General features: G+C 47.2%; 21 protein-coding genes. 16 read left to right on the top strand and 5 right to left on the bottom strand.

Translation table 11 applies throughout. From position 1 onward, the window contains the following. Positions 1 to 14 precede the first annotated feature (14 nt). The 5 genes from Q502_RS07080 to uvrC are packed head-to-tail and all read left to right on the top strand — an operon-like array spanning position 15 to position 5,685. Entirely contained in the window at positions 15 to 1,913 is a 1,899-nt protein-coding gene (locus tag Q502_RS07080; RefSeq protein WP_102818950.1) for a transketolase, read from the top strand. Beyond that, positions 1,913 to 2,650, top strand: coding sequence for a ribonuclease III (gene rnc, locus Q502_RS07075; protein ID WP_099829326.1), 738 nt, complete (start codon positions 1,913 to 1,915; stop codon positions 2,648 to 2,650). The genes Q502_RS07080 and rnc overlap by 1 nt, the downstream gene beginning before the upstream one ends. After that, complete coding sequence (locus Q502_RS07070) at positions 2,647 to 3,462, top strand: 50S ribosomal protein L11 methyltransferase (protein ID WP_102818951.1); 816 nt, start codon at positions 2,647 to 2,649, stop codon at positions 3,460 to 3,462. Before rnc ends, Q502_RS07070 begins: the two co-directional genes overlap by 4 nt. After that, positions 3,432 to 3,965 (top strand): DUF501 domain-containing protein, encoded by a 534-nt coding sequence (locus Q502_RS07065; protein ID WP_112109497.1) that lies wholly within the window; start codon positions 3,432 to 3,434, stop codon positions 3,963 to 3,965. Before Q502_RS07070 ends, Q502_RS07065 begins: the two co-directional genes overlap by 31 nt. Beyond that, positions 3,958 to 5,685 carry an excinuclease ABC subunit UvrC gene (gene uvrC, locus Q502_RS07060; RefSeq protein ID WP_112109496.1) on the top strand — a complete coding sequence of 576 codons (1,728 nt, stop codon included), beginning with the start codon at positions 3,958 to 3,960 and terminating at the stop codon, positions 5,683 to 5,685. The genes Q502_RS07065 and uvrC overlap by 8 nt, the downstream gene beginning before the upstream one ends. Positions 5,686 to 5,719: 34 nt before the next feature. Here uvrC and Q502_RS07055 read toward each other — a convergent pair whose 3' ends face one another. The 3 genes from Q502_RS07055 to Q502_RS14220 form a co-directional block, all read right to left on the bottom strand. Beyond that, on the bottom strand, positions 5,720 to 5,992 hold the full coding sequence (locus Q502_RS07055) for an HU family DNA-binding protein (RefSeq protein WP_099829322.1): 273 nt from the start codon (positions 5,990 to 5,992) through the stop codon (positions 5,720 to 5,722). A gap of 129 nt (positions 5,993 to 6,121) precedes the next feature. Continuing rightward, positions 6,122 to 7,447, bottom strand: coding sequence for a TrpB-like pyridoxal phosphate-dependent enzyme (locus tag Q502_RS07050; RefSeq protein ID WP_099829321.1), 1,326 nt, complete (start codon positions 7,445 to 7,447; stop codon positions 6,122 to 6,124). Between the two features lie 236 nt (positions 7,448 to 7,683). Next, entirely contained in the window at positions 7,684 to 7,980 is a 297-nt protein-coding gene (locus tag Q502_RS14220; RefSeq protein WP_133117320.1) for a hypothetical protein, read from the bottom strand. Between the two features lie 296 nt (positions 7,981 to 8,276). Here Q502_RS14220 and Q502_RS07045 point away from each other — a divergent pair, with 296 nt between their 5' ends. The 11 genes from Q502_RS07045 to ileS all read left to right on the top strand — a co-directional run bounded on the left by Q502_RS07045 (position 8,277) and on the right by ileS (position 22,243). Beyond that, complete coding sequence (locus Q502_RS07045; RefSeq protein WP_099829320.1) at positions 8,277 to 9,167, top strand: carbon-nitrogen hydrolase family protein; 891 nt, start codon at positions 8,277 to 8,279, stop codon at positions 9,165 to 9,167. A gap of 2 nt (positions 9,168 to 9,169) precedes the next feature. After that, positions 9,170 to 10,354, top strand: coding sequence for a CaiB/BaiF CoA-transferase family protein (locus Q502_RS07040; protein WP_099829319.1), 1,185 nt, complete (start codon positions 9,170 to 9,172; stop codon positions 10,352 to 10,354). Continuing rightward, a complete protein-coding gene (locus Q502_RS07035) occupies positions 10,351 to 11,040 on the top strand; it encodes a DUF2877 domain-containing protein (protein WP_099829318.1) in 690 nt (229 codons plus the stop codon). Before Q502_RS07040 ends, Q502_RS07035 begins: the two co-directional genes overlap by 4 nt. A 133-nt stretch (positions 11,041 to 11,173) precedes the next feature. Further along, entirely contained in the window at positions 11,174 to 12,706 is a 1,533-nt protein-coding gene (gene fdrA, locus Q502_RS07030) for an acyl-CoA synthetase FdrA (RefSeq protein ID WP_099829317.1), read from the top strand. 2 nt (positions 12,707 to 12,708) lie between these two features. After that, complete coding sequence (locus tag Q502_RS07025) at positions 12,709 to 12,888, top strand: hypothetical protein (protein WP_099829316.1); 180 nt, start codon at positions 12,709 to 12,711, stop codon at positions 12,886 to 12,888. After that, a complete protein-coding gene (locus tag Q502_RS07020; RefSeq protein WP_099829315.1) occupies positions 12,872 to 14,137 on the top strand; it encodes a DUF1116 domain-containing protein in 1,266 nt (421 codons plus the stop codon). The genes Q502_RS07025 and Q502_RS07020 overlap by 17 nt, the downstream gene beginning before the upstream one ends. Before the next feature lie 12 nt (positions 14,138 to 14,149). Beyond that, positions 14,150 to 14,941 (top strand): cyclase family protein, encoded by a 792-nt coding sequence (locus tag Q502_RS07015; protein WP_099829314.1) that lies wholly within the window; start codon positions 14,150 to 14,152, stop codon positions 14,939 to 14,941. A gap of 26 nt (positions 14,942 to 14,967) precedes the next feature. Further along, positions 14,968 to 15,843 carry a xanthine dehydrogenase family protein subunit M gene (locus Q502_RS07010; RefSeq protein ID WP_099829313.1) on the top strand — a complete coding sequence of 292 codons (876 nt, stop codon included), beginning with the start codon at positions 14,968 to 14,970 and terminating at the stop codon, positions 15,841 to 15,843. Continuing rightward, positions 15,840 to 16,343: a (2Fe-2S)-binding protein gene (locus Q502_RS07005; RefSeq protein ID WP_099829312.1), complete on the top strand. Its 504-nt coding sequence runs from the start codon at positions 15,840 to 15,842 to the stop codon at positions 16,341 to 16,343. The genes Q502_RS07010 and Q502_RS07005 overlap by 4 nt, the downstream gene beginning before the upstream one ends. Continuing rightward, positions 16,330 to 18,744, top strand: a complete 2,415-nt coding sequence (locus Q502_RS07000) for a xanthine dehydrogenase family protein molybdopterin-binding subunit (protein ID WP_099829311.1) — start codon at positions 16,330 to 16,332, stop codon at positions 18,742 to 18,744. The genes Q502_RS07005 and Q502_RS07000 overlap by 14 nt, the downstream gene beginning before the upstream one ends. 355 nt (positions 18,745 to 19,099) lie before the next feature. Next, complete coding sequence (gene ileS, locus Q502_RS06995; protein ID WP_099829310.1) at positions 19,100 to 22,243, top strand: isoleucine--tRNA ligase; 3,144 nt, start codon at positions 19,100 to 19,102, stop codon at positions 22,241 to 22,243. A gap of 54 nt (positions 22,244 to 22,297) precedes the next feature. On the opposite strand, the gene Q502_RS06990 is transcribed toward ileS, so the two are convergent. Next, on the bottom strand, positions 22,298 to 23,089 hold the full coding sequence (locus tag Q502_RS06990) for a family 1 encapsulin nanocompartment shell protein (protein WP_099829309.1): 792 nt from the start codon (positions 23,087 to 23,089) through the stop codon (positions 22,298 to 22,300). 11 nt (positions 23,090 to 23,100) lie between these two features. Next, positions 23,101 to 23,439, bottom strand: a complete 339-nt coding sequence (locus Q502_RS06985) for an encapsulin-associated ferritin-like protein (protein WP_099829308.1) — start codon at positions 23,437 to 23,439, stop codon at positions 23,101 to 23,103. Positions 23,440 to 24,159: the final 720 nt, after the last annotated feature.

Genomic DNA, 24,159 nt, shown 5'->3' with positions numbered 1-24,159 from the left:
AATGGAGGTTGGATATGGCGCGTTTGCTGACGAAAGATGAGATTAAGAGACTAGAAAACCTTGGAAGAGTGTGCAGGGGAGACATCATAAAGATGACCACAGTTGCGAATTCCGGTCATCCGGGCGGTTCAATGTCATCGATAGACATATTCCTATCCGTTTATGATTTTGCAGAGAAAGATCCGAAGAACCCCTACGATCCCGAACGCGATAGGGTTGTTGTAAGCCACGGTCATACATCTCCCGGGGTATATGCGACACTTGGGAGATTGGGTTTTATAGACATTGACGAGGCAATTGCCGGATTCAGGCATCCCGGATCGATATTCGAGGGTCACATCACAAGAGGGATTCCTGGCGTAGAATGGACTACAGGAAATCTTGGACAGGGGTTGTCCGTAGGTGTTGGCATGGCCCTTGCTTCGAAAATCAGAGGGAAAAACAACAGGGTGATAGTAGCCATGAGTGATGCCGAACAGGCAAAAGGTCAGGTGGCGGAGGCAAGAAGAACGGCCAAGAAATACGAGCTCAATAACCTTGTTGTTGTTGTCGACTACAATGATGCTCAGATCTCCGGAAAAGCGAGCGACATAATGTACGTGGACATTAAGGCAAACTATCTCGCTGATGGATGGAAGGTTATAGAGGTCGACGGCCACGACTATGCCGAGCTCAATGAAGCTCTCGTGGAAGCGTTCGATTCAAAAATCCCCGCAGTCATAATTGGCAGAACAGTTATGGGAAAAGGTGTTTCCTTCATGGAGGGTGATGTTTCGTATCACGGCAAACCGCTGGATATGGAGAAGGCCGCCTCTGCGCTTGCCGAGCTTGGCCTTGAAAGTGATATCGAAAGATATGTCGAAATGAGGAAGGAGCTTCCTTCTTATCATGAACATGTGCGCCCCATAGACGAAGTGGTAAGACCGGTCACGGGAGATTCGATAGTTTATCCTGTTGACAAGAAGACCGACAACAGATCGGCCTTTGGAAGGGCTCTCGCAGATATTGGAAAGCTGAACAAGGGAAAAGTTCCGATGATGGTTGTTGATTGTGATTTGAAACCCTCAACGAAGGTAAACGAGTTTGAGAAGGTCTGGCCGGAGAACTTCGTTCAGATTGGAGTTCAGGAACATAATGCGGCAACGCTTGCCGGTGCTGCGTCCGTATGTGGTGTGCTTACTTTCTTTGCAGACTTTGGAGTCTTTGGAATCGATGAAACCTACAATCAGCAACGGCTGAACGACATAAACAAAGCAAACGTCAAAGTTGGGGTGACCCATGTAGGAATAGACGTGGGAGAAGATGGAAAGACTCACCACTGTATTGATTACATTGGGGCCTTGAGGAATCTATTTGGCTTCAAGCTGATCGTACCGGCAGATCCAAATCAGACGGACAAAGCTGTAAGGTATGTGAGCGCGACTGAAGGAAACTTCGTCATCGCAATGGGAAGATCTACTATGAATCCAATTTCCGATGAGAATGGAAGAGCTTTCTTCGGCGATGGATACAAGTTTGAATATGGCAAGGTCGATGTTGTCAGGAAAGGAAAGGGTGTAACCATAGTTACGACCGGTCAGGTAACCCATAAGGCCGTTGAGGCTGCAGATAAGCTCAGGTCAGAGGGAATAGAAGTCACGGTTCTTAACGTCAGCTGCCCTCTAGAAGCGGATTTCGATAGCGTCAAAGAACACTTGTCCAAAGTCGTTATAACCGCAGAAGATCACAATGTGGAGAGTGGATTAGGCACGATTCTATCGGACTATTTGATCGACTCGAAGATAATGCCTGAGAGATTTGAGAAGCTTGGTGTAGAGAGATATATGTTCTCCGGTGATAATGAGCTGCTATTCGATCTCTGCGGTCTTTCGAGCGGCAAAATGGTTGAGAAGATCAGGAGAATTGCCCGGTAATGCTAAGCGTCGAGGAAGAAAAGCAAGTAAATGAGTTTTGCAGAATAAACGGAATTGAAGCAAACAGAGAGCTCGCTTTCAGGGCTCTCTGCCATTCCTCGTTCACCAACGAGCTCGCGCAGAACGGAGAGAGGATTCTGGAGTCAAACGAAAGGATGGAGTTTCTCGGAGATGCGGTTCTTGAACTGTCACTTGCGAAAACGCTGTTTGATGAATACTCATTGTCTGAAGGCGACATGTCGAAAATCAGGGCGATGGTTGGAAGCGAAAAAGTACTTTCCGATGTCGCAAGATTCATGAGGATAGGAGACTTCGTCTTTCTGGGAAAAGGAGAGAGGCAAATGGGTGGGTCTGATCGAGATTCTATTCTCGCAGATACGTTTGAGGCCGTTCTTGCTGCAGTCTTCTTGACAAGTGGATTTGAAGCCTCGGTCAGTTTTGTTCAGTCAAAGCTTTGCGACTATATTGATCAGGCGGTCAACGGCGAGTTGATTCTTGATTACAAGACCTCACTTCAGGAGTTAACCCAAGCTCGTTTCAGTTCTAGACCATCATATGAAACGATTTTGGACGAAGGACCACCTCAGGACAAGTGGTTCAAAGTCGGTGTTTTCTTGGATGGAAAGATTGTCGGTGAAGGAGAGGGTAGGACGAAGAAAGCGGCAGAACAGCTTGCCGCGAAGCACGCTCTTGAAGCTCTTCGTAAAGGGCTCGATAAGGCAGGTGCTGAGAAGTGAAGTACAGACATTTAGTCTCTTTTGTTTCAGAAGAAGAAAGCGACTTGATTGAGGGAATCAGCTGGAATGAAGGATTCTCTAATCTCTTCTTCGAGAAGACCGTCGACTCTGGAATTGCTCTGCATGTACTTCTTGAAGAAGGGGAGGAACTACCTTACTTCCTAAGTAAGATGGAGTTCTCCGATCTAGGGTTCACCGAACAAAAGGATTGGTTCGAGAAATGGAAAGAGACTCTGGTACCGTTCGAGCTCTGCAAAAGCGTTGAAGTCCTTCCTCTTGAGGAAGAGGAAAAAGTGGTCGATCCGAATAAGATCGGAATTATACCGGGAATGGCGTTTGGCACTGGCCTTCATGAGTCAACAAAGCTGGCTGCCTCTCTTCTTGTTGAAGCCGTTGTCAGAGGCTCTAGAGTTCTTGACGTGGGTTGCGGCACAGGTATCCTCTCGGCAATTGCTGCGAAGAAGGGCGCATCACAGGTCGTGGCGCTCGACATAGACGAGCACTCGGTAGAGAAGACCAATGAGACAGCAAGGATAAATGATGTGTATATAGATGCAAGACAATCGGAATTTCTCTCCTCTGTAAAACCCGAAGAGCGTTTTGACATAATTGTCTCGAATATGATTGTAGAGCTCTTGAGAGAATTTGTTCTTGACCTAGAGAGATTTCTAGATGAACACGGCACCGTAATCCTCTCGGGAATTTACAAAGACAAGTTCAGTGAGATTGGAAACCTTATTGAAGGAACCTTTCTTATAGAGAGCAGCAGGGAAGACGGAGATTGGAAAGCGATAAAATTGAGAAGAAAATAGTCTCTCTTCAACTAGGAAGAGAACTGAAGAACGACTTCAGAGTAGCCAGAGTCTGCGAATGGGGATTTCCGCAAGTTATTGAGTCCTCCCTCATTTCTTATGGAAAGCCCTTCCCGACACTTTTCTGGTTGAGCTGCCCCTTTTTGAAGGAGAAAGTCTCCCGTCTTGAGAGCGGGGGAATGATAACTGAATTCGAGAAGAGAATCGAACGTGACGGCGTTTTTGCAGACGAGTATCTCAAAGCCCATGAAGAAACCACGTTGATCAAAAAGAGAATCCTCGGTCGGTGCACTCTATCTGAATCGCAGAAGTTGCTGCTGCTTGGTAGAGGTATTGGAGGGATAAGAAATCTGAAAATGGTTAAGTGTCTTCACCTGCAGTTGGCTAACTTTCTTGGAGGTGTGAACAACCCCATTGGACGAGAAGTATGGAGTCTCTTAGAAAGAACCCGTTGTTCATCTGAGAGAGTCATTTGCAGAGAGTTGTTGAACCGAAATGAATGAACAAATACTGAACAAGGCTTCACAGCTTCCGGAAGAACCCGGAGTTTATATCTTCAAGGACGAAAAGAATGCAATAATCTACGTAGGAAAGGCAAAGAAGCTGAAGAGGAGAGTCCTCTCATACTTCAGAGAGTCGACGTGGTCTCAGAACGAAAAGGCCAGACTCATCGCCGAAGAGTCGGAGGATCTGGACTTCATAATGGTCACATCCGAAAGAGAGGCTCTGCTTCTCGAGGCCAACTTAATCTTCAGTAAAAAGCCGAAGTACAATGTATTTCTGAAGGATTCGCGTACTTATCCATACATATACATCTCCGCTGAGGAGTATCCTTATATTGCGATCACGCGAACAAAGGAGCTCGAAGGCACTTATTTTGGTCCATACACGAGCGCCGGACTTGTCAGAAAGCTACTCGAATTCCTACAGAAAGTCTTCAAGATTCGCACATGCACATATGATCTCGGCAGGATAAAGAGACCCTGCTTTCTATATCATCTGAAAATGTGTTCGGCACCTTGCGTTGAAAAGGTCTCTCCTGAAGAGTATCAAGAGCAGCTTTCTGCGCTAACCGAATTCCTTGAAGGGGACACGATAAAAGTTAGAGAAGCTCTCCTCAAGAGGATGACTGTATTGTCGGAGGCTCTTCAGTTCGAAAGGGCGGCAGAAATAAGGGACATTCTGTCGTCGATGGATGACCTTTACGCCTTTCAGGGGGTTGAAGCCCCGCTAGATTTGAAGGCAGACATATTGGCCGTTTCGGCCGGGCTCGCTGCCCTGCTGCAGGTAAGGGGAGGAATGCTCTTGGGAAAGCTGGTTTTCGACTTCCCGGATGGTACTCCTATGGATTTCATTACCCAGTTTTACTACGCCAAGAAGAACAGAATTCCAAAGTCTTTAATCGTAACCGGTCTGAAGAAAAAAGATGTGAGGCAATTCAGAAGAGATTTTGATTACATTGGAGATCCCCGTGATGAGCAGGAAGAGAGACTTCTGAGTATCGCCTTCAAGAATATCGACGAAGAGCTGAAGATAAGACTGAATGCGGCTCATTCGCTGCGACAGGCTCAGCAGATACTTGGACTGAAGAGATTTCCCTCGAGAATCGAGGGAATCGATATCTCTCATACACAAGGTCTCTACACAGTCGCTTCAGTAGTAGTTTTCGATAACGGTAAGCCGAACAAGTCGGAGTACAGAAGGTACAGAATAAGCGAGCTTGAAGAACCAAATGATTTCGAAGCAATGGCAACCGTAGTCAAACGGCGATACACAAAGTACCCTCTCCCCGATCTTCTGCTTATAGACGGAGGAGAACCTCAGTTGAGAGCAGTTGAGAAGGCATTTGCAGAGATAGGGATCGAAGAATACGAGATAGTTGGACTCGCAAAGGAGTTCAACGAGCTTGTGTTTCTTGATAATCGCGACAGAGTAAGACTCAAAGAAGAACATCCGGTGTTGAGAATGATCATCTCTATAGATAATGAGGCGCATCGATTCGCAGTTAACTATCACAGAGTTCTGAGGGAGAGGAGATTTCTAACTTCGAAGATAGATGATATTCCAGGAATAGGACCCAAAAGAAAGAAGGCACTCTTGAAGGCCTTTGGAAGCATCAAAGGAATCTCAAAGGCCTCTGAAGATGACCTCCGCTCTGTCTTGAAAAACAGTAAGGCGGTTGAAGCCGTAACGAGATGGGCTAGTGAAAAAAGTGGAGACTAAGCTCCACTTTCATCTCTTATCGGCAGGACAATTATTACTGAACTTTCTCTTTTAGCTCTTTGCCAGGTCTGAATTTCGGAACCTTCCCGCCAGGAATCTCGATAGCTTCCTTCGTTCTCGGGTTGACACCCATCCTGGGCTTTCGCATGGTAACTTCAAACGTTCCGAAACCTATTAGCTTAACTTCCTGGTTCTTTGAGAGTTCTTCCCCTACCACGCCGATAAAACTATCAACTACGTCTCCGACAAGTTTCTTGGTTGCTCCAGTTCTTTGTGCAAGAACAGCGATAAGTTCTTTCTTATTCACAGGTACACCCCCTAGCTAGAATTCAGATCACAACCAAATTCTAACATTTTCTAATTGACTTCTGCAACATAGAATCATCTGAAACCGTTTGACGAAAAGGATTTCAACAAGTCAATGCTCTACAATGCCTTATGGGCGCAGGTTGTCGAAGTTGAGCACGTCCTTATGCGCCTCGATTGTGCTAGTGTAAGAAGAGAGGTCTAGAACGCCATTCCCGCTCAGAGTGAACACAATAACCTTCTCTTCTCTGTTTTTCCTTGCCTCAATTGCTCTTCGAACAGCACCTGCAATTGCATGGGTTGACTCCGGTGCGGGAACAATACCCTCCGTTGTAGCGAAGAGAAGACCTGCTTTGAAAGTCTCTTCTTGAGGGAAAGCTTCCGGAGTGACAATGCCTTCTTTCACTAATCGCGACACGAGAGGAGCCGCACCGTGATATCTGAGACCACCGGCATGAATTGCGGGTGGAACAAACTCTCTCCCAAGCGTATACATCTTCAGCAGCGGCGTGAATCCAGCAGTGTCTCCGCTGTCGTACCGATACTCGCCTTTAGAAAGCGTAGGACATGATTCTGGCTCGCAGGCAACGAACTCAATTTTCTCTCCTTCGAATACCCTCTTCACAAACGGCAAGATTGATCCGCCGAAGTTTGACCCGCCACCGTGACAGCCAAGAATCGATGAAGGCTTTTCGCCGAGGATCTCCAGCTGCTTTTCAATTTCCAGACCAATCACTGTCTGATGAAGAAGAACATGATCGAGAACACTTCCGAGAGAGTACTTTTTCGTCTTAGAATTCAGAACGATTTCGATAGCCTCGCTAATTGCCATTCCCAAGGAACCTGAGAAATTCTTCCTGTCTTTGAGGAACTTCCTTCCGCTTTCGGTGTGTTCACCAGGGCTCGGCTCAACCTCTCCATTAAACATTCTCATCATGTGCTGTCTCATTGGCTTCGACTGGAAACTGTTTCTCACCATGAAGACTCTTACCGTCAAACCGAATTTCCTGCCCGCATACGAGAGGGCGCTACCCCACTGTCCAGCCCCCGTTTCCGTAGTTAGCTCGGTTATTCCATCGGCCTTGTTGTAATAAGCCTGCGCTATTGCCGTATTCGTTTTGTGACTTCCGGTCGGGGAGTTGCCTTCATACTTGTAGTATATCCTCGCTGGAGTGTTGAGATACTCTTCGAGAAAGGTCGCCCTTATAAGTGGACTGGGGCGGAATACCACATACTCATCCAGAACGGGCTCAGGAATAGGGACGAACCTTTCTTCACTCATTTCCTGCTCAACAATCGACTTCGGGAAGATCGCCATCATATCTGCAGGATCGATCACCTCATTGGTTGCCGGATTCAAAGGCGGATCCATCTTGAATGGTAAGTCAGCCTTTATGTTATACCAGCTTCGTGGAAGCTCCTCCGACTTCAAATTCACAATAATTCTTTTCTTCATGCCAATATACCTCCTCAAAAGTAAAGGGGCTCTCAACTATGAGAGCCCCTTCAATATGGGTTTACCCTAGTAGCGAAAGGCTAACCCCCACCGAAGGGGCAGCTCCACCACCAGAACATATTCAGTTTATTTAGAAATTGATTGACAACCATAATAATCCCTCGCTGAATTAGCTTAACCAAATATACTACTTCGGTATGTTACAAGTCAAGCAGAGGTCTCTTGAGTAGATTTAATTATGATGCATTACGTAGGCCGACCGAATTCCACCATTGACCGGGCACGTATTGTGACTTTACCGGAGTCATATAGCATCTGCCATCGACGTTCCTCAAATCGTAGGCTGATGGGACAACACCGGCAACCCCTACCCGGCCGGCCATGAGGAAGACAAAGTAAAGGCAAATGATCGAAAGCGAGAGATATTTCAACTCTTTGAGGTTCAGGGGTATCCTTCTTCCAGACAAACCGTGCTGATCGCCATCATGGTACAGTAGCATTATGAAATAAACGGAATGAAAAATAGCTTTCATCTTCGGTCACAACCATATTCATCCCTTGTTTGTCTACTATTCCTCACTTACTTGTCTTACTCCCCTGGGGGTCACCAAAGACCTCTGCTCTCGTCGAATAAAGGAGAACCAACAATTCGTAACCTTTGAGTCTGGAATGGTTCTTTCTAAAGAAAAGCGCGAGACAGCCTGAAAGGAGTGGTTGTTCAAGGATGATCAGTTGTAAAGTCTGCAAATACCATTTCTCAATTCCGCCTTTGATGTGCTAGATTGTGAAATATAGGTACTTTTTATGTTAAATGAAAGGATTGCTGACTATGAAGAAGTTTGTGGCCGCAGCTATTCAATTTGAAGCAGAACCAATGAGGGTGGCAAGGAATCTGGAAGCTGCATATCGCTGGATAACCAGGTGCAAACAAGAAACGGGAGCCTCGCTGATAGTTCTGCCTGAAAGCTTTACTACGGGTTTCACCCCGCTCGGAAACGCAAATTCGCTTTGGGATACCGTGGAACCAATTCCCGGCCGTCTTACACATGAGGGAGTGAAGTGGGCTCGTGAATTTGGGATATATTTGTGTTTCCCCACCTATGAACGCGGAAGAGAGCGAGGGGTTATATACAACAGCGCTGCTATTCTCGGCCCCGAGGGAATTCTAGGAGTATACAGGAAGACACATCCTTTCCCCACGGAGAGACTGTCGGCGGGAGGTTGGACAACTCCTGGAGTCGATCCGTTAGTTGTTTCGACACCCATTGGCAACATCGGTGTGGTGATCTGCTATGATGGGGACTTTCCCGAGTTGGCAAGAGTTACGGCTCTTAAGGGGGCGGAAGTAATCTGCAGGCCCTCGGCATTTATGAGATCCTTTGATCAATGGGAGCTCACGAACAGGGCGAGGGCGTATGACAATCATGTTTACTGGGTTGCTTCGAATCTCGTTGGCAAGGACGCAAGCGGAGCGAATTTCTTCGGCTCGTCAATGATAGTCCACCCTTCTGGAGCAAAGCTAGTTCAGGCTTCAGGGTGTGAAGAATTCGTTTCTGCCGAACTCGATGAGGATCCGATTAAGAAGATAGTTCCTGGGACGTCTAGAGACCAGATCTTCGACCACATAGAAGACAGAAACCTAGATTCGTACAGGGATATTCTTGCTGAAGGAAAAAGCGTGTTTGAACCTTCAAAACGAATTCCGTACAGGAGGAGATAATTTTGGGTAAACCCCTTGAAGGGCTTTTCGTATTAGATCTTACCCGTGTTCTAGCGGGACCGTTTTGTACGATGCTGCTCTGCGACATGGGCGCAGCTGTTGTCAAAGTTGAACGACCCGATGGGGGCGACGATTCGAGATCATTCAGCCCCTTTGTTGGTGAAGAAAGCGCTTATTTCATGAGTATAAACAGAGGAAAGAAGAGCATTACTCTCAATTTGAAGACCGAGGAGGGAAAGAAGCTTCTCGAAAGGCTGATCGAGAGATCCGATGTTCTGGTCGAGAATTTCAGACCGGGCGTTTTCGAAAGGCTGGGCTTCTCCGCCGAAAGGCTGAAAGAGATGAATCCGAGGCTCATATATACTTGTTCTTCGGGCTTCGGGCACTCCGGTCCCATGAGCCAGAGAACAGCCTATGATTTGATCATACAGGGATTGAGTGGAATCATGAGTATAACCGGTCCCGATGAACAGTATCCAACGAAGGTAGGAAGCTCCATTGCAGACATATTTTGTGGAACATTTGCGTGTATAGGAATACTTGCGGCACTTCAGAGTCGAAACAGCACGGGGTCTGGACAAAAAGTGGATGTTGCTATGCTAGACAGTATGGTCGCTGTCTTGGAGAACGCAATAGCAAGATATGCGGCAACCGGAGAGATTCCGACTCCAATTGGAAACAGGCATCCATCAATTGCGCCATTTTCTTCCTTTGAGACTCTGGATGGAATGATAAACATAGCTGTGGGAAACGATGGCATCTGGAAGAAATTCTGCAAAGCTATCGAAAGAGCAGACATCTGCGAAGATCCGAGGTTTGCGAATAACCCGTCAAGGGTGAAGAATATCGATCAGTTGATGGAGATTATAGGAGTTCAGCTTAAGAAGAAAACATCCAAGGAATGGCTCGGCACCTTTGAGGCACTGGACATCCCCTCGGGCAAGATAAACAACGTCGCCGATCTTTTTGAAGACGAGCAGATCAAAGCAAGAGAGATGATTGTCGAGGTAACTCACAGGAATGGAACTGTGAAAATGCCTGGTGTGCCAATAAAGTTCTCTGAAACACCGGCGTCAATTTCCGGACCTGCGCCATTACTCGGTGAGCATAACGAAGAGATCTATTCGGGAATGCTGGGAATAAGTCTAGAGGAGATTGAAGAATTGCATGAAAAAGGGGTAATATGATTCTTCTTTATCCTTTTCAGAGAAGCGCAGATTGGGGAAACAAAGTCGAAAAGCTTACTGTAAGAAGTGCTTATAGAACGGCCTTGAACCTGATGGATCATTGCGGGAGAAGATACTCTGTCTTGCTCGACCCTGAGCACTATCTTCCAAGATCGTCATTAATTGAGGCATTTCCTCCCCTTGAGGTAGGTCAAGAGATTAGGGTCGGTATTGACGGTGCCTCTGTGGGCTTTGATCCATCTCAAATCGACGGTTTACGGGATAAGAAGCTGAGAGGCCTTTGGCTTGAATGGTTGGAGTTCATGGATGCAGAGGAGCTTAGCTACCTTCATGAAGCTATTGATGAACCGGAGAGATTGATAGGACTTGGACCGGGGTATACACCGGCAGGTGATGACTTTTTGGTTGGCTGGATAATGGCTCTCCGTTTCACGGGTAGAAAGAAGAGCTTGTTGACAATCGAAGGAGAGATGCTTGATCGAAAAACGAGCTGGTTCTCTTCAGAAATGATAAAGGATGCTCTTGAGGGTAGATTCTGGAAGAGAGGAATCGAAATGGTTTCAGCTATTGCAGACGGTGATGCAACCCGGGTACTTGAAAAGACAGACAGTATCACAAAATGGGGTCATCTGTCGGGAAAGGCATGGCTTGCCGGCCTTGCCTATGGACTTGAACTTGGTGAATGACCGTATTAGAGATATTGTTAGGCTTAATGGGAAAGACTAAGATAAATCGTTCTATCGGTATCGATAGGTTTCGGAATCAAGTCGGAGCAACGGGGATTTTCTTGTATTACCTTTGTTGCTTGTGGAGGTTCAAATGAAGAGAATCGAGGTCGTGAAAGGCGAATACTACGATAGCGTCACTCTGATGCTTGTGGCTAAGGAGCTTAAGAAGATTGAGGGAGTCACAGATGCTTCGCTGAATATGGCAACAGAGGCAAACATAACCATCATGAGAGCGGCCGGGTTCGAAGTAGACACGGGTTTGCTTTCACCCGACGATCTGCTGATCGGAATCGACTACGAAAGAGAAGGGATAGAGGACATCTTCGAAAGGGCCCGTTCCTATCTTGCCTCGCCTCCCTGGAAGAAGGAAGAGAAGGACACCGAGTATTCACCGGCAACTCTTCAGGGAGCTCTCTCTGTACTTCCCGAAAGCAATCTTGCTCTCATTTCTCTGCCCGGTAGATATGCAGCAGCAGAGGCTATGAAGGCCCTCAAGAACGGTTTGAACGTAATGCTTTACTCCGACAACGTCACAGTTGAAGATGAGATTGAACTTAAACGTTTCGCGGAGAACAACGATCTAATCGTAATGGGCCCGGATTGTGGTACAGCTGTTATCAATGGGAAAGGACTTGCCTTTTCTAACGTGTGCCCCACAGGTTCGGTTGGAATTGTGGCGGCATCAGGCACCGGTCTTCAAGAAGTCATGGTGCAGCTCTGCCGCCGGGATGTTGGCGTCAAGCATGGAATTGGAACCGGAGGCAGAGATGTGAAGAAGTCAGTTGGAGGAATATCATTCCTGAGAGGCATACGAGAACTGGCAAAAGATCCCGACATTTCGCTGATTGTAGCCATAGGGAAGCCTCCTGCGCCGGAAGTAAGAGAGAAGATTCTGGCTTGCCTCAAAGAAACACAAAAGAAGAGCGTGATTTGCTTTATGGGAGATGATCCTAGAAAAGATGAAGACAAACTCTTCTACACTACGGAACTTGAAGAGTGCGCAGTTGTGGCCGAGGCCCTTATAAAAGGCAGAGACGTTTCTATGGCTCGAGATAAGTTGAAGGCAGAGTACGTGAAGTTGGCCGAAAAGAGATCCGTAAGCGCGGTTCATGGAAAATATGTAAGAGGGCTTTTCACTGGCGGCACTCTCTGTTACGAAGCGCAGTATATAGCTCAGGCACACATAAATCCAATCTACGGAAATGCTCCGTTGAGGGAAGATCTCAAACTGGAGAACAGCTTGAAACCTGTCGGACACTCATTCATCGACTACGGCGAAGACGAGTTCACTCAAGGGAGATTACACCCCATGATAGACCCATCCTTCAGGGCCGAACAGGTGAAACAGCAATCTGAAGACCGTTCGGTAGCTGTCATCCTTTTCGATGTTGTCCTCGGGTATGGAAGTGCTGATAATCCTTCGTTCGATGTTGTTGAGGCAATCAAGTCTGTAAATAGAGAAACGAAACCGATATATATAGCTTATGTCTGCGGGACCGACGGGGATCCTCAAGATCTTGGCAGGCAGAGGACTCTGTTGGAGGAAGCAGGTGTTATAGTCTGCGAGAGCAATGCAAGAGCAGCTCTTCTGGCTGCCAGTTTAGTTTCGAGAAAGGAGCGTTGACTATGTCCTTCAAAGATCTACTCGATTATGGTCCGAAAGTAGTTAATCTTGGAATGGAAAGATTCTATCTCGATCTTCAGGATCAGGAGGTACCTGCAGTGAAGGTCAACTGGAGACCTCCTCTTGCGAAGAGCTCACTGATGGATAAATTGAGAAAGTTAAGAGGTGAGGAAGTTGAATAGTATTGAAACGGCAAACTCCATCGCATTTGAAAGGCTTCTGAAAGCCGAGCCCCATATTGTAGATCTCGGCATGGCAAAAGATGTTATTCCGGACTTCAAAGAGAAGATGATACTTCATGCAGGACCGCCAATAACCTGGGACAGAATGTCGGGACCTATGATAGGTGCCGTGACCGGCGCGATCCTTTATGAAGGCTGGGCCGAAACTCCGGAGAAAGCAAGGGAGTTTGCTTCGAAAGGAAATATCTCATTTGAACCTTGCCATCATCATAACGCTGTCGGCCCAATGGCAGGGATAATATCCCCTAACCTGCCGGTTTGGATCATTGAGGAAAAGAATTCTGGAAAGAGGAGCTATGCAACGCTGAACGAGGGACTCGGTAAGGTCTTGCGAATGGGAGCGTTCAGTGAAGAGGTTATTGAGAGACTGAACTGGATGCGAGAAGTTCTGTATCCTGTCTTGAGAAGCGGGGTCCGGAAATTCGTGAGCGATAACGGGGGTCTTAACCTTAAGAGTCTTATATCTCAGTCTCTACACATGGGGGATGAGCTTCATAACCGAAACAGGGCAGCTACTTCACTTCTCATTCGTACCCTCGTACCTTCTATGATTGATGCGGAGGGGAGCAACCCTGATCTCTCCAGAGTTGTTAAATTTGTGGCGGGAAATGATCATTTCTTTCTTAATCCCGGTATGGCGGCGGCAAAGGTCTCGCTCGACAGTGTTGGTTACGTCGAAGGATCGAGTATGCTCACCATAATGGCTCGCAACGGTACAGACTTCGGGATCCAGGTCGCCGGAATGAAGAACAAATGGTTCACCTGCCAGGCGGCCTTGCCGGATGTCTTGCTCTTCCCTGGTTTCACAAGGGAGGATGTCAATCGAGACATAGGAGACAGTGCGATTATGGAGACTTACGGCTTAGGTGGTTTTGCCCTGGCTGCGGCCCCTGCGATCGTCCAGTTTGTTGGAGGTACGCCTCAAGATGCGGTGAACTACACAAAGGAGATGTATGAAATCTGTATAGGAGAAAACAAGCACTTCACAATTCCCGCACTGAACTTCCGTGGAACTCCCACAGGAATTGATCTAATCAGAGTTGTGGAGACAGGCATCACTCCTATCCTGGATACAGGCGCAGCTCACAGAGAGGCCGGTAAAGGGCAGGTGGGTGCCGGAATTGTTAGGATGCCTTCTGAAGCTTTTGTAAAGGCAGCGGAAGCGTTCGTCGAGAAATATTCCAAATAAAGGAGGAAGAGTATGATACCGAAAAACTGGGACAAGATCAAGATTTACGAGTTATCTCAACCGATCAGTCATCTGACACCACCATGGCCAACTTATGAGCCGCTTCAGATCAAATTCTTCAAGAGGTTGGCTCCAAACGGTGCGAACGGTCAACTTCTTACTCACTCTAACCATGTCGGGACCCATCTGGATGGTTCGCTGCACTTTTGCACTCATGGTAGAGACATCGCAAGCATACCTCTGGACGAACTCGTTGCGCCAGGAGTTATCGTTGATCTCTCGGACATTGCAGAGGATTACGGGATCTACACATCAAAGGACATAGAAGAAAGAGTGGAAGTAAGAGAAGGCGACATCCTTATCATCAACACAGGGTATCACAAGTACGCTTACGACCAGCCGGAGGCAGACGAAGTAAGATACATGATCAAACACCCTGGGCCGACAAGAGAGTTTGCCGAGTGGTGCAAAAAGAAGAAGATAAAGTGGATAGGAGTTGACTGCGGTTCTGCCGACCATCCAATGAATACAAAGATCCGTGACTGGATGCCTGTTCAGGCGAAAGAGTGTGACCGCTATATGCAGAAGAAGTATGGTAAGTCCCTTCAAGAGATCTTCCCCGACGAGGACTACCAGCTTATGCATGTGCTTCTCTTCCCATACGACATTATTCACGCCGAGAACGTTGGTGGAGAGATAGACAAAATATTGAACAAGAGAATGGTTATCGGGTGCTTCCCGTGGAGATTTGTCGGCGGAGAGTCTTGTATAAGTAGAATAGTTGCGTTCGACGAAGAGGAATAAATCCAAACGAAAGAGTGGCGATATGGATGCGTGACTTCGTTCTGGAAAGGCCGCGCTCACTTTCCGAGGTCCTGGATGCACTTGGACGTCATGGAAAGAATGCCATAATCAAGAGCGGCGGTACTGACGTTATTGTCTGGCTACATAAATCCATAAAGGAGCCGGACTATATAATCGACCTAACGGGAATCGAGCAGCTAAAAGGAATAACGATAAACGAGGACAATGTGGAAATCAGGGCGCTCGTGACTCTTAGTGAGATTATAGAAGACAGCTCAATGAAACGTTACTTCCCTGCGCTGGTGCAGGCTTGCAGGGCGCACTCGGATCCACTGATAAGGAATCGTGCAACCGTTATAGGCAACGTCTGTGCTGCGGTTCCTTCCGGAGATATGATAGCTCCTCTAGTATGCTATGACGCCAAAGTTGAAATCACAGGATCAAACGGCACCCGAAACGTCCCGGTATCCGAATTCATAATCGGACCCAAGAAGACCTCCCTGGCAGTCGACGAGGTTGTGACAGGAATAAGAATCGCCATACCCGTAGTTGAAACAAGTGGTTGCTATCTCAAAGCAATCAGAAGAGAGGCTCTGGATATAGCTCAGGCAGCCGTCTGTTGTACGCTCTTCAAGGGGGATAACAGGGAGTTCAGGATTGCCTTCTGTGCCGTATCTCCCAGACCGCTGAGAGCGACGGAGGCGGAAAAACTCCTCAATTCTTCCGGTAATATAGATGACGGGGTTATCAAACGAGCCGCAGAGCTTGCAGCTGGAGCTGTTGATCCCATTACGGACGTGAGAGCATCCAGAGAATACAGGATCGACATGATTGCCGAACTGACGAGCAGGGCGATTTCTTGTTGTCTGGAAGGTCCCGTGGAAGAAGGTGTTCGCAGATGAAAGACAAGCATGTAACTCTGACACTCAACGGCCGAAAAGCCACCTTGATAGTCGAGGACAGAACGACCCTTCTCAATGCTTTGAGAGAATACGGTGTTACAAGCCTGAAGCGAGGCTGCGAAGAGGGAGAGTGCGGAGCATGCACGGTTATCATAAATGGACTTCCTCAAAAGTCTTGTCTTGTCCTTGCGCGAGAAGCCGAGGGTGCGGAAGTGCTAACAGTAGAAGGGCTTGTCAAAAAAGGCAGGCTTCATCCGATTCAGCAGGCCTTCGTAGATGAAGGCGCAATACAGTGCGGTTACTGTACTCCGGGGATGGTCATGACAACCTATGCATTGCTCAAGAAGAATCCGTCTCCTTCTGAGGAAGAGATAAAAGAAGCTCTCTCGGGAAATATCTGCAGATGCACGGGTTATCTCTCGATTATCCGGGCGGTCAAGAAAAGTGCCGCCATTCTTTCCGGAAAGGTTAAAGGAGGTGAGTTGCGTGAAGACGATTAAGACAAAGACCGGAATTGGGAAGTGGTTGCCAAGAAAGTATGATCTCGAGAAGGCGGAGGGCACACTTCAATTTACCGATGACCTCAGGTTCGGTCCCGAACTGCTTCACGCAGCGGTCGTACGCTCTTCTGTAGCACACGGAGAGATTCTGAAAATCGATTATTCAGAGGCGCTGGAGATTCCCGGTGTACTTAAAGTCCTGATTGGAGAAGACTTTCCACATCACTTCGGTCTATATCTAAAGGATAGAACGCCCATGGCAATTGGGAGAGCAAGATATGTTGGAGAGCCCGTTGCGCTAGTTGTTGCCGAAACCGAGCAGGCCGCGAGAGAAGGGGTCAAGAAGGTTAAAGTAACATACAAAGAGCTCGAAGCTATCTTCGATCCGGTTAAGGCAGCTACCACAAATTCAGTGCTTGTTCATCCCGACCTCCACAAATACGAGCACGTAGACTTCATTACTCCTCAGCCAAATACCAATATTGCCAACTGGTTCAGGATAAGAAAAGGAGATACCGAAGCGGCCTTCAAGAATGCGGCTCACGTCTTTGAAGAGACGATTACGTGTCCTCAGATTGCTCATGGTTATATTGAAACGCTGTGCTCAATTTGCAAGCAAGATCCCGCATCTGGAGAGATAATGATCTGGACCTCGGCGCAGTCCGCCTTCACAGTAAGAGACATAATCGCCAAGGGGATAAAGTATCCACTGAACAAGATTCGGGTGATCGCGCCTCCGATAGGCGGCGGCTTCGGAGGGAAGGCAGGGATGACTATCGAGGCTCTCTGCCTTGCAGCAGCTATGGATGAGGATCTGAAAGGAAGGCCTGTAAAGCTTTTCATACCAAGAGAAGAAGTCCTCTTGACCTCGTGGGTCCGCCAGGGATTTGTGGCTAGAATCGAGCTTGCAGTCAGTGAAGACGGCCTGATGCAGGGTATACGCCACACATTCTGGTTTGACACGGGAATCTCTGCCGAATATGGAGCAAACCCGGTTAGAAGCGCCGGTTACACATCAATGGGAGCTTACAATATTCCGAACGTCTGGTCGGACTGCTATGCAGTTTACACAAACAAGCCATTTGGAGGTGCTTACAGAGGGTTCGGTTTGCCGGAGCTAATGAGCGCACTTGAAGTCGTGGTTGATATAGTCGCTCACAAACTGAACATAGATCCAGTTGAGTTCAGAAAGAAGAACCTTTTGAAGAAGGGGCAGACTACCTGTACCGGAATGCCAATGCATGACCATGCTCTCGACAAAATAATCGACAAGGTTGCAAAGAGCATAGATGTCCTCAAAGAAGAGCCTCCAATAAGAAAGGGCTGGAAGAGAGGGAAGGGAATCGCGCTGGCAATAAAGGCGCCTGCAATTCCCGCCGACGCTTCTTCATCAGCCATTGTCAAACTCAACGGAGACGGAACGGTTGAAGTTCTTGCCGCCACAATGGATATGGGTCAGGGAACGTATAGCGCTTATGCTCAGATAGTCTCCGAAGAACTCGGGATTCCTTATGATTGGATAAAGGTCTACTATCCAGATACACAGAGCCATCCTTACGACTGGCAAACTGTAGCAAGCAGATCCTGCTGGTCGATGGGCATGGCGGTAAAGCTAGCTGCAAGCGAGCTAAGAGAGAAGCTCCTCGCTCTTTTCTCCGAATACTGGCAGACGCCTGTCGAGACGATAAGCATAGAGCATGGAGTCGTTAAGTGTCACAAACTTGGCAAGAGCGAAAGGATTGACGAAAGAGTTCAGAACGGTTTCAAAATGCCAGACGGAATTCTGAAGGGCGGCCCAATAATCGGAAGCGGCTCATTTACACCGCCTGACTTGATCTATCCCGATCCAGACACCGGGCAGTCTCCCAAGAGTGTCGTTCACTTCACTCTTGGCGCAGTGGGAATAGATTTGGAAGTAGACCCTGCGACTGGGAGAATCATTATAAACAAAGTTTGTGCGGGTTACGATGTCGGCAAAGCTATCACTCCAATAAACATCAAAGGTCAGATTGAAGGAGGAACAGTTCAGGGTCTTTCTGCCTGTCTAATGGAAGCTATGATCTACGATGAATATGGAAGATTACTCACTCCAGACTTCACGGATTACAAGATTGCCACGATAAAGGATATTCCAGGTGAGATCGACGCTTTCTGGGAAGAGACACCAGAAGAGATTTCACCTTACGGAAACCGCGGAGTCGGTGAACACTCGATGATAGCCCCTGCACCGGCAACAAACAACGCATTGTTCAGGGCGACTGGTATGAGAATTCACAGTTACCCGCTCAGCAGAGAAAGAGTTTACAAGGCTTTGAAAGCTAAAGATAAAGGTGAGACTGATTTCTGGGAATGGCCTTATGCTCTTGATCTGGCTTATGAGCGAGCAAAGAAGGAATGGTGAAATAAGAGCGTATTTTGTAAGAGATCGAAACAATCTCCAATTCATTGAAGCATCCGCCCTGCGCGGATGCTTCGTTTAGATTTCTGGTTGTCGATTTTGCTTGACAAGTTTGAAATGTATTGTATTATATTATCTATAAGCGGCTATAACCGTTGAGAAGGAGAAGAAATCTATGCCTGGTACAACTTCAGAGCCGGGGATTACAGAGTAAGACGCTTTTCTAGGACAGATTGCCTGCCCAGTCTCTTCACAGGCACTCTTCAAGTTTTTCTATTCTTAAAGCAAAAATTGACAGATACCCTCATAATTGAACTACATTATTCGACGAATACTTCAAGACAGGAGGAGACGAAGTATGCCAAGGTTTGAAGAAGTAGACCTTAGACGCCCTGCAGCTGATAGAGAAGAAGAAGTACTCTCCTATTGGAGGCAAGATGATCTAGCGAACAGAAGTGTCACTGTTAGGGAGGGGAGTCCCGAGTTTGTTTTTTTCGAGGGTCCGCCTACTGCCAACGGTATGCCCGGAATTCATCATGTAATTTCGAGAACGTTGAAGGATGCAGTCTGTCGCTTCAAAACGATGCAAGGATACAAGGTGAAGCGAAAGGCCGGCTGGGACACGCATGGTCTTCCTGTGGAGATCGAAGTTGAAAAGCAGCTGGGCTTCTCTTCGAAGCAGGAGATTGAGGACTTTGGCATAGAGAAGTTCAATCACAAGTGCAAAGAATCCGTCTGGAAGTACGAAAGTCAGTGGAAGAAAATGACAGAGAGAATCGGTTACTGGATAGATATGGAGCACCCGTATATAACGATGGACAACGACTATATAGAATCTGTCTGGTGGATCCTTAAGCAGTACTTTGACAAAGACTACATATATGAGGGCCACAAAATAATGCCATATTGTCCGCGATGCGGTACTCCCCTCGCTTCTCACGAGGTTGCTCAGGGCTATAGAGATGAGACTATTGACTCTATATACGCGAAGTTCCGACTGAAAGGAAAGGAAAACGAGTACTTCATAGTATGGACGACGACTCCATGGACGCTTCCTTCTAACGTTGCTCTAGCAGTGAATCCCAGATTCAACTACGTAAAGGTTGAAGCGATGCTGGATACCGGCGAAGTCGAATATTACTACCTGGTCAAGGAGCGCCTCAGTGCTTTGTTCGGTGAAGAAGGCAATTACAAGGTTATTGAAGAACTCAAAGGCAAAGATCTTGTCAATCTCGAGTATGAACAGCTGATCCCCTTTGCCAGCGTAGACAAGAAGGCATTCTTTGTTGTCTACGGGGACTTTGTCTCTCTTGAAGACGGCTCGGGTATAGTGCATATGGCTCCTGCCTTTGGAGAAGATGACAACATACTCGGAAGGAAATTCAATCTCCCGCTTCTCCAGCTTGTCGACAAGGAAGGTAAGATAACAGAAGAAGTGACACCGTGGGCAGGGATGTTTGTAAGGGATGCCGATCCACTCATTGTTCGCTATCTGAAGGAGAGGAATCTGTTATTCAAAAAGGAGCGTTTGACCCACTCCTACCCGTTCTGCTGGAGATGCGATACGCCGCTTCTCTACTACGCAAGAAAGTCGTGGTACATAAAGACTACAGAGTATAGAGATAAAATGATCGAAGTGAACAACTCCGTGAACTGGTACCCAAAGTTTGTTGGGGAGGGCCGCTTCGGTAACTGGCTCGAAAACATGGTAGATTGGGCCCTTTCGAGAGATAGATACTGGGGAACTCCTTTAAACATCTGGAAGTGCGATGAATGTGGCAAGTTGACTTCGGTTGGATCACGAAAGGAACTGGCAGAGAGAGCAGTCGAGAACATATCAGAAGATATCGAGCTTCACCGCCCATATGTAGATGACGTTCATTTAAGATGCGAATGTGGTGGACAGATGACTAGGACCCCTGAGGTCATTGACTGCTGGTTTGATTCAGGGGCAATGCCAGTGGCCCAGCATCACTATCCATTCGAGAACAAAGACAATTTCATGGGAGAGCTATTTCCAGCAGATTTCATCTGCGAAGGTATAGATCAGACTAGAGGCTGGTTCTACTCCCTTATGTCGATTTCTGCATTCCTCTTTGGCCAGTCTCCTTACAAGAACGTTCTGGTTAACAATCTGGTTCTAGACAGGACCGGTCAGAAGATGTCGAAGTCAAAGGGAAATACTGTTGATCCGTCGGAGATAATCGAGAAGTACGGTGCAGATACACTCAGATGGTATCTGCTGGCCGTCTCGCCACCATGGGTTCCCACAAAGTTCGATGAGGACGGAGTGAAGGACACTTACAGCAAGTTCTTTGGAACCCTGCATAGTGTATTCTCATTCTTCACAATGTACGCAAATGTTGACGACGTTGACCCTGCGAATTTCGACTTGCCTGTTCCTGAAAGGGAAGAGGTTGACAGATGGATAATGTCCAGACTGAACACTCTGGTAAAGGAAGTGACAGAGCTTCTGAACAATTATGATCTTACGAAATCAGTGAGAGCGATTCAGGACTTTGTCGTCGAGGAAGTCTCTAACTGGTATGTGAGAAGGACACGAGACAGATACTGGACCAGCGAACTCGACAACAGCAAGAAGGCAGCCTATCTCACGCTTTATGAAGTACTGCTGACCATCGCAAAACTCATGGCGCCAATTGCACCTTTCACGGCCGAAGAGATTTTCAGAAACCTTACCCACAAGGAAAAGGAGTCTGTGCATCTGGAACTGTATCCGGTTGCCGACGAGAGCTTGATCGAGCCTGAACTCGAAAAGAGAATGGCCACAGTCATGGACATTGTGACACTGGGTAGAGCATGTAGAAACAAGGTCCAGATAAAGGTCAGGCAACCTCTGCCGAAGATTCTAGTGGACGGGAATATAAGAAAGATCGTCGAGTCAATGCGCGAGCTGATCCTCGAAGAGATCAACGTCAAGAACATAGAATACATTGAAGAGCTGGGAGACTATGTGAACTATGAAGTCAAGCCGAATTTCAGAGTTATGGGTCCTAAGTTCGGCAAAGATCTCAAGTCGATCGGCAATGCCCTAAGGTTAATGAAACCTTCTGAGGTTGTCGCAAGAGTCAAACACGACGGTAAGATCTCCGTTGAAGCTAACGGAAGGCTCTTCGATCTGACGGAAGAGGATCTGGACATAAGAATACAGGAACTGGAAGGCTTTACTTTCGAGATGAGCAACGACAACTTTGTCATTCTCGATACCGAACTCACTCCCGATCTTCTGCAGGAAGGGCTTGCAAGAGAAATGGTTTCGAAGATACAGACAATGAGAAAAGAAGCCGACTTTGAGATTACAGATAGAATCACTGTAGCTTACTTCGGGCCCGATGCTCTTGTAGAAGCAATAGAGACATTCAGTGATTACATAAAAGAAGAGACGCTTTCAAACAGCGTCAATTTCCAGGAGGGACTCGATACCGGGACCGAATGGAACCTAAATGGTTACAACACCAGAATCAAGGTAGAGAGAGTCTAGACATATGAAAAAAACCGGGAGCTTCATGCTCCCGGTCTCTTATTGGAATGTAAATCAGACAGTGAGCTTTACTATGATCGCCGGATCAAGAACTCTGAAAGTAAATGATTCCGTTATGAAGAGCTCTACCTCATCGTCTGTGCTGCTTTGATAACCGATTTCGAAATCTCCGCCGATTACCATCTCAAGATCTTCGTGATCCTTCGGCAGAAGAAGCGCATCTTTCAACACTCTGCTGACCACAATCTCACTTCCCAGGAAGGACTCGATTCTCTTCACCAGAGGATAACCGGAAACATGTGAGTTCAGCATAGACATAGTATCTGGATTGACCACAAGGACAAACGGTCCGTCAGTGAAGTTGTCTTTCAGAACCTGGACTGCTCTAGACAAAGACTCAATGATTTCATTTGGCTTCGATCCGAGAGGAATGGGGTCGTTTTCGATAGCTTCAACGATTCCCTCGACTGAAGCCTTTTCGTAGCCGTTATAGATGACTCTCTCTTCAAAGAGCGCGATTTGCTTAACCGCATCTTCAAGAGGTGCAAGATCTGAATCCTTTGCGCCTCTTTCTATATCATCCATCTGCCACCGAACCAGCTTGAACGGGATTCTAGCCTCTATTAGAGGTTTTGCCTTTCTCAAACCCACCCCGATTTCACCTTCTCTATCCAGGAGCATCACTCTTCCTTCGGGCAGGAAAGAGTATTCCCAGCCCTTAGGTCCAACAACGTTGACGATCTTTCTTGCCGATAGGTAGCTCTTGAGTACTTGCTTTGCTCTCTCGTTTATCTCTTCCCATGCCTCGCTTGATAACGGGGCCAATTGTCTCTTGAAAAGGTCCATCGCAATCCCTCCTATTTCATCTTTCCGATGTTGAGACCGCCATTTCCGGAAGAACCTTCACCGGCTTCTTCAACTTCGGTTATCGGGGCATTCGTGAACAGATATGTCTTTAATTCCTCATCCCATCCGTCCATATTTCTTCTGAGCCATTCAAGAGTCATACACGCATGTTCTATCTCTTCATCTCTGTTGTGAGCCATGACTGCCTTGAGTTCAGGGTCATCCGAAACATCGACTCTCTGGTTGTACCAGTCAACTGCCTCGATCTCTTCCTTGAGGCTGTTGAGAGCTCTGGAAATGTCTTTTGCCTTTTCGCTAAGCTTTTCAAACGGTTCGTGATAATTGCTCATTTGCACGCCTCCTTCTAAACTATCGTGTACTCCATACTATACAAACTATTTTATCATAATTTAAATTGTAACATAGCAAGCCTGTCGGTTAAGAGCCGCTGTACGCTTAAGAACGAGGACCCGCTGAACGCTGGAAGAGCCGCTCAGTTGCAAGTTCCAAGATGCAAGTTGTAAGAAAAAGCATAAGAACGGGGTTGGGGGTAGCGGGTTCGTGGTAGGAAAGAACGAGAGAACCTGGTTGACCGTTGAACGGTTCACCGTTTGCCGAGAAAAGCATCAGTTGCAAGTTCCAAGGTGCAAGTTGTAAGAAAAAGCAAAAGCCGGGGTTGGCGGTTGCGGGTTCGTGGTAGGAAAGAGCAAGAGAACCTGGTTGACCGTTGAACGGTTCTCCGCTCTCCGAGGATAATCGGTTCTTCGTTCCGGAGCGAGTACCTGATCTTCGTTCTTGGGCAATCGACGACGACGAGGCGGATCAGAGGTAAGGGGAATGAGGCTAGAGGTAAGAAGATCAAGATCGGTTCTGTCTCTTTTTTTGTGTAAACCCCTTTTTTGTAATGGGTTTAAGAATCAGCTTATGTACTTAGCTAATCTTTCATACTTTATCACAAGTTGAGTTAGGATCTTTGACCATTCAAGGGTTCTTACTGTCCATTTCTTTGTTATATTTATTATTGCTAGATAAGCCATCTTTAAGAGAGAAGTATCCGTAGGAAAGACTCC

This window comes from Mesotoga sp. Brook.08.YT.4.2.5.2. (assembly GCF_003351125.1).
Taxonomy (GTDB): domain Bacteria; phylum Thermotogota; class Thermotogae; order Petrotogales; family Kosmotogaceae; genus Mesotoga.
The sequence above is the reverse complement of the archived record's forward strand: the minus strand, read 5'-3'. Positions and strand labels throughout refer to the sequence as shown.

Coding starts and splice junctions, on each gene's coding strand:
- Q502_RS07080 (WP_102818950.1), top strand. CDS start 15: ATGGCGCGTTTGCTGACGAAAGATGAGATTAAGAGACTAGAAAACCTT.
- rnc (WP_099829326.1), top strand. CDS start 1,913: ATGCTAAGCGTCGAGGAAGAAAAGCAAGTAAATGAGTTTTGCAGAATA.
- uvrC (WP_112109496.1), top strand. CDS start 3,958: ATGAATGAACAAATACTGAACAAGGCTTCACAGCTTCCGGAAGAACCC.
- Q502_RS07050 (WP_099829321.1), bottom strand. CDS start 7,447: ATGAAGAAAAGAATTATTGTGAATTTGAAGTCGGAGGAGCTTCCACGA.
- Q502_RS14220 (WP_133117320.1), bottom strand. CDS start 7,980: ATGAAAGCTATTTTTCATTCCGTTTATTTCATAATGCTACTGTACCAT.
- Q502_RS07045 (WP_099829320.1), top strand. CDS start 8,277: ATGAAGAAGTTTGTGGCCGCAGCTATTCAATTTGAAGCAGAACCAATG.
- Q502_RS07035 (WP_099829318.1), top strand. CDS start 10,351: ATGATTCTTCTTTATCCTTTTCAGAGAAGCGCAGATTGGGGAAACAAA.
- fdrA (WP_099829317.1), top strand. CDS start 11,174: ATGAAGAGAATCGAGGTCGTGAAAGGCGAATACTACGATAGCGTCACT.
- Q502_RS07025 (WP_099829316.1), top strand. CDS start 12,709: ATGTCCTTCAAAGATCTACTCGATTATGGTCCGAAAGTAGTTAATCTT.
- Q502_RS07015 (WP_099829314.1), top strand. CDS start 14,150: ATGATACCGAAAAACTGGGACAAGATCAAGATTTACGAGTTATCTCAA.
- Q502_RS07010 (WP_099829313.1), top strand. CDS start 14,968: ATGCGTGACTTCGTTCTGGAAAGGCCGCGCTCACTTTCCGAGGTCCTG.
- Q502_RS07005 (WP_099829312.1), top strand. CDS start 15,840: ATGAAAGACAAGCATGTAACTCTGACACTCAACGGCCGAAAAGCCACC.
- ileS (WP_099829310.1), top strand. CDS start 19,100: ATGCCAAGGTTTGAAGAAGTAGACCTTAGACGCCCTGCAGCTGATAGA.
- Q502_RS06990 (WP_099829309.1), bottom strand. CDS start 23,089: ATGGACCTTTTCAAGAGACAATTGGCCCCGTTATCAAGCGAGGCATGG.
- Q502_RS06985 (WP_099829308.1), bottom strand. CDS start 23,439: ATGAGCAATTATCACGAACCGTTTGAAAAGCTTAGCGAAAAGGCAAAA.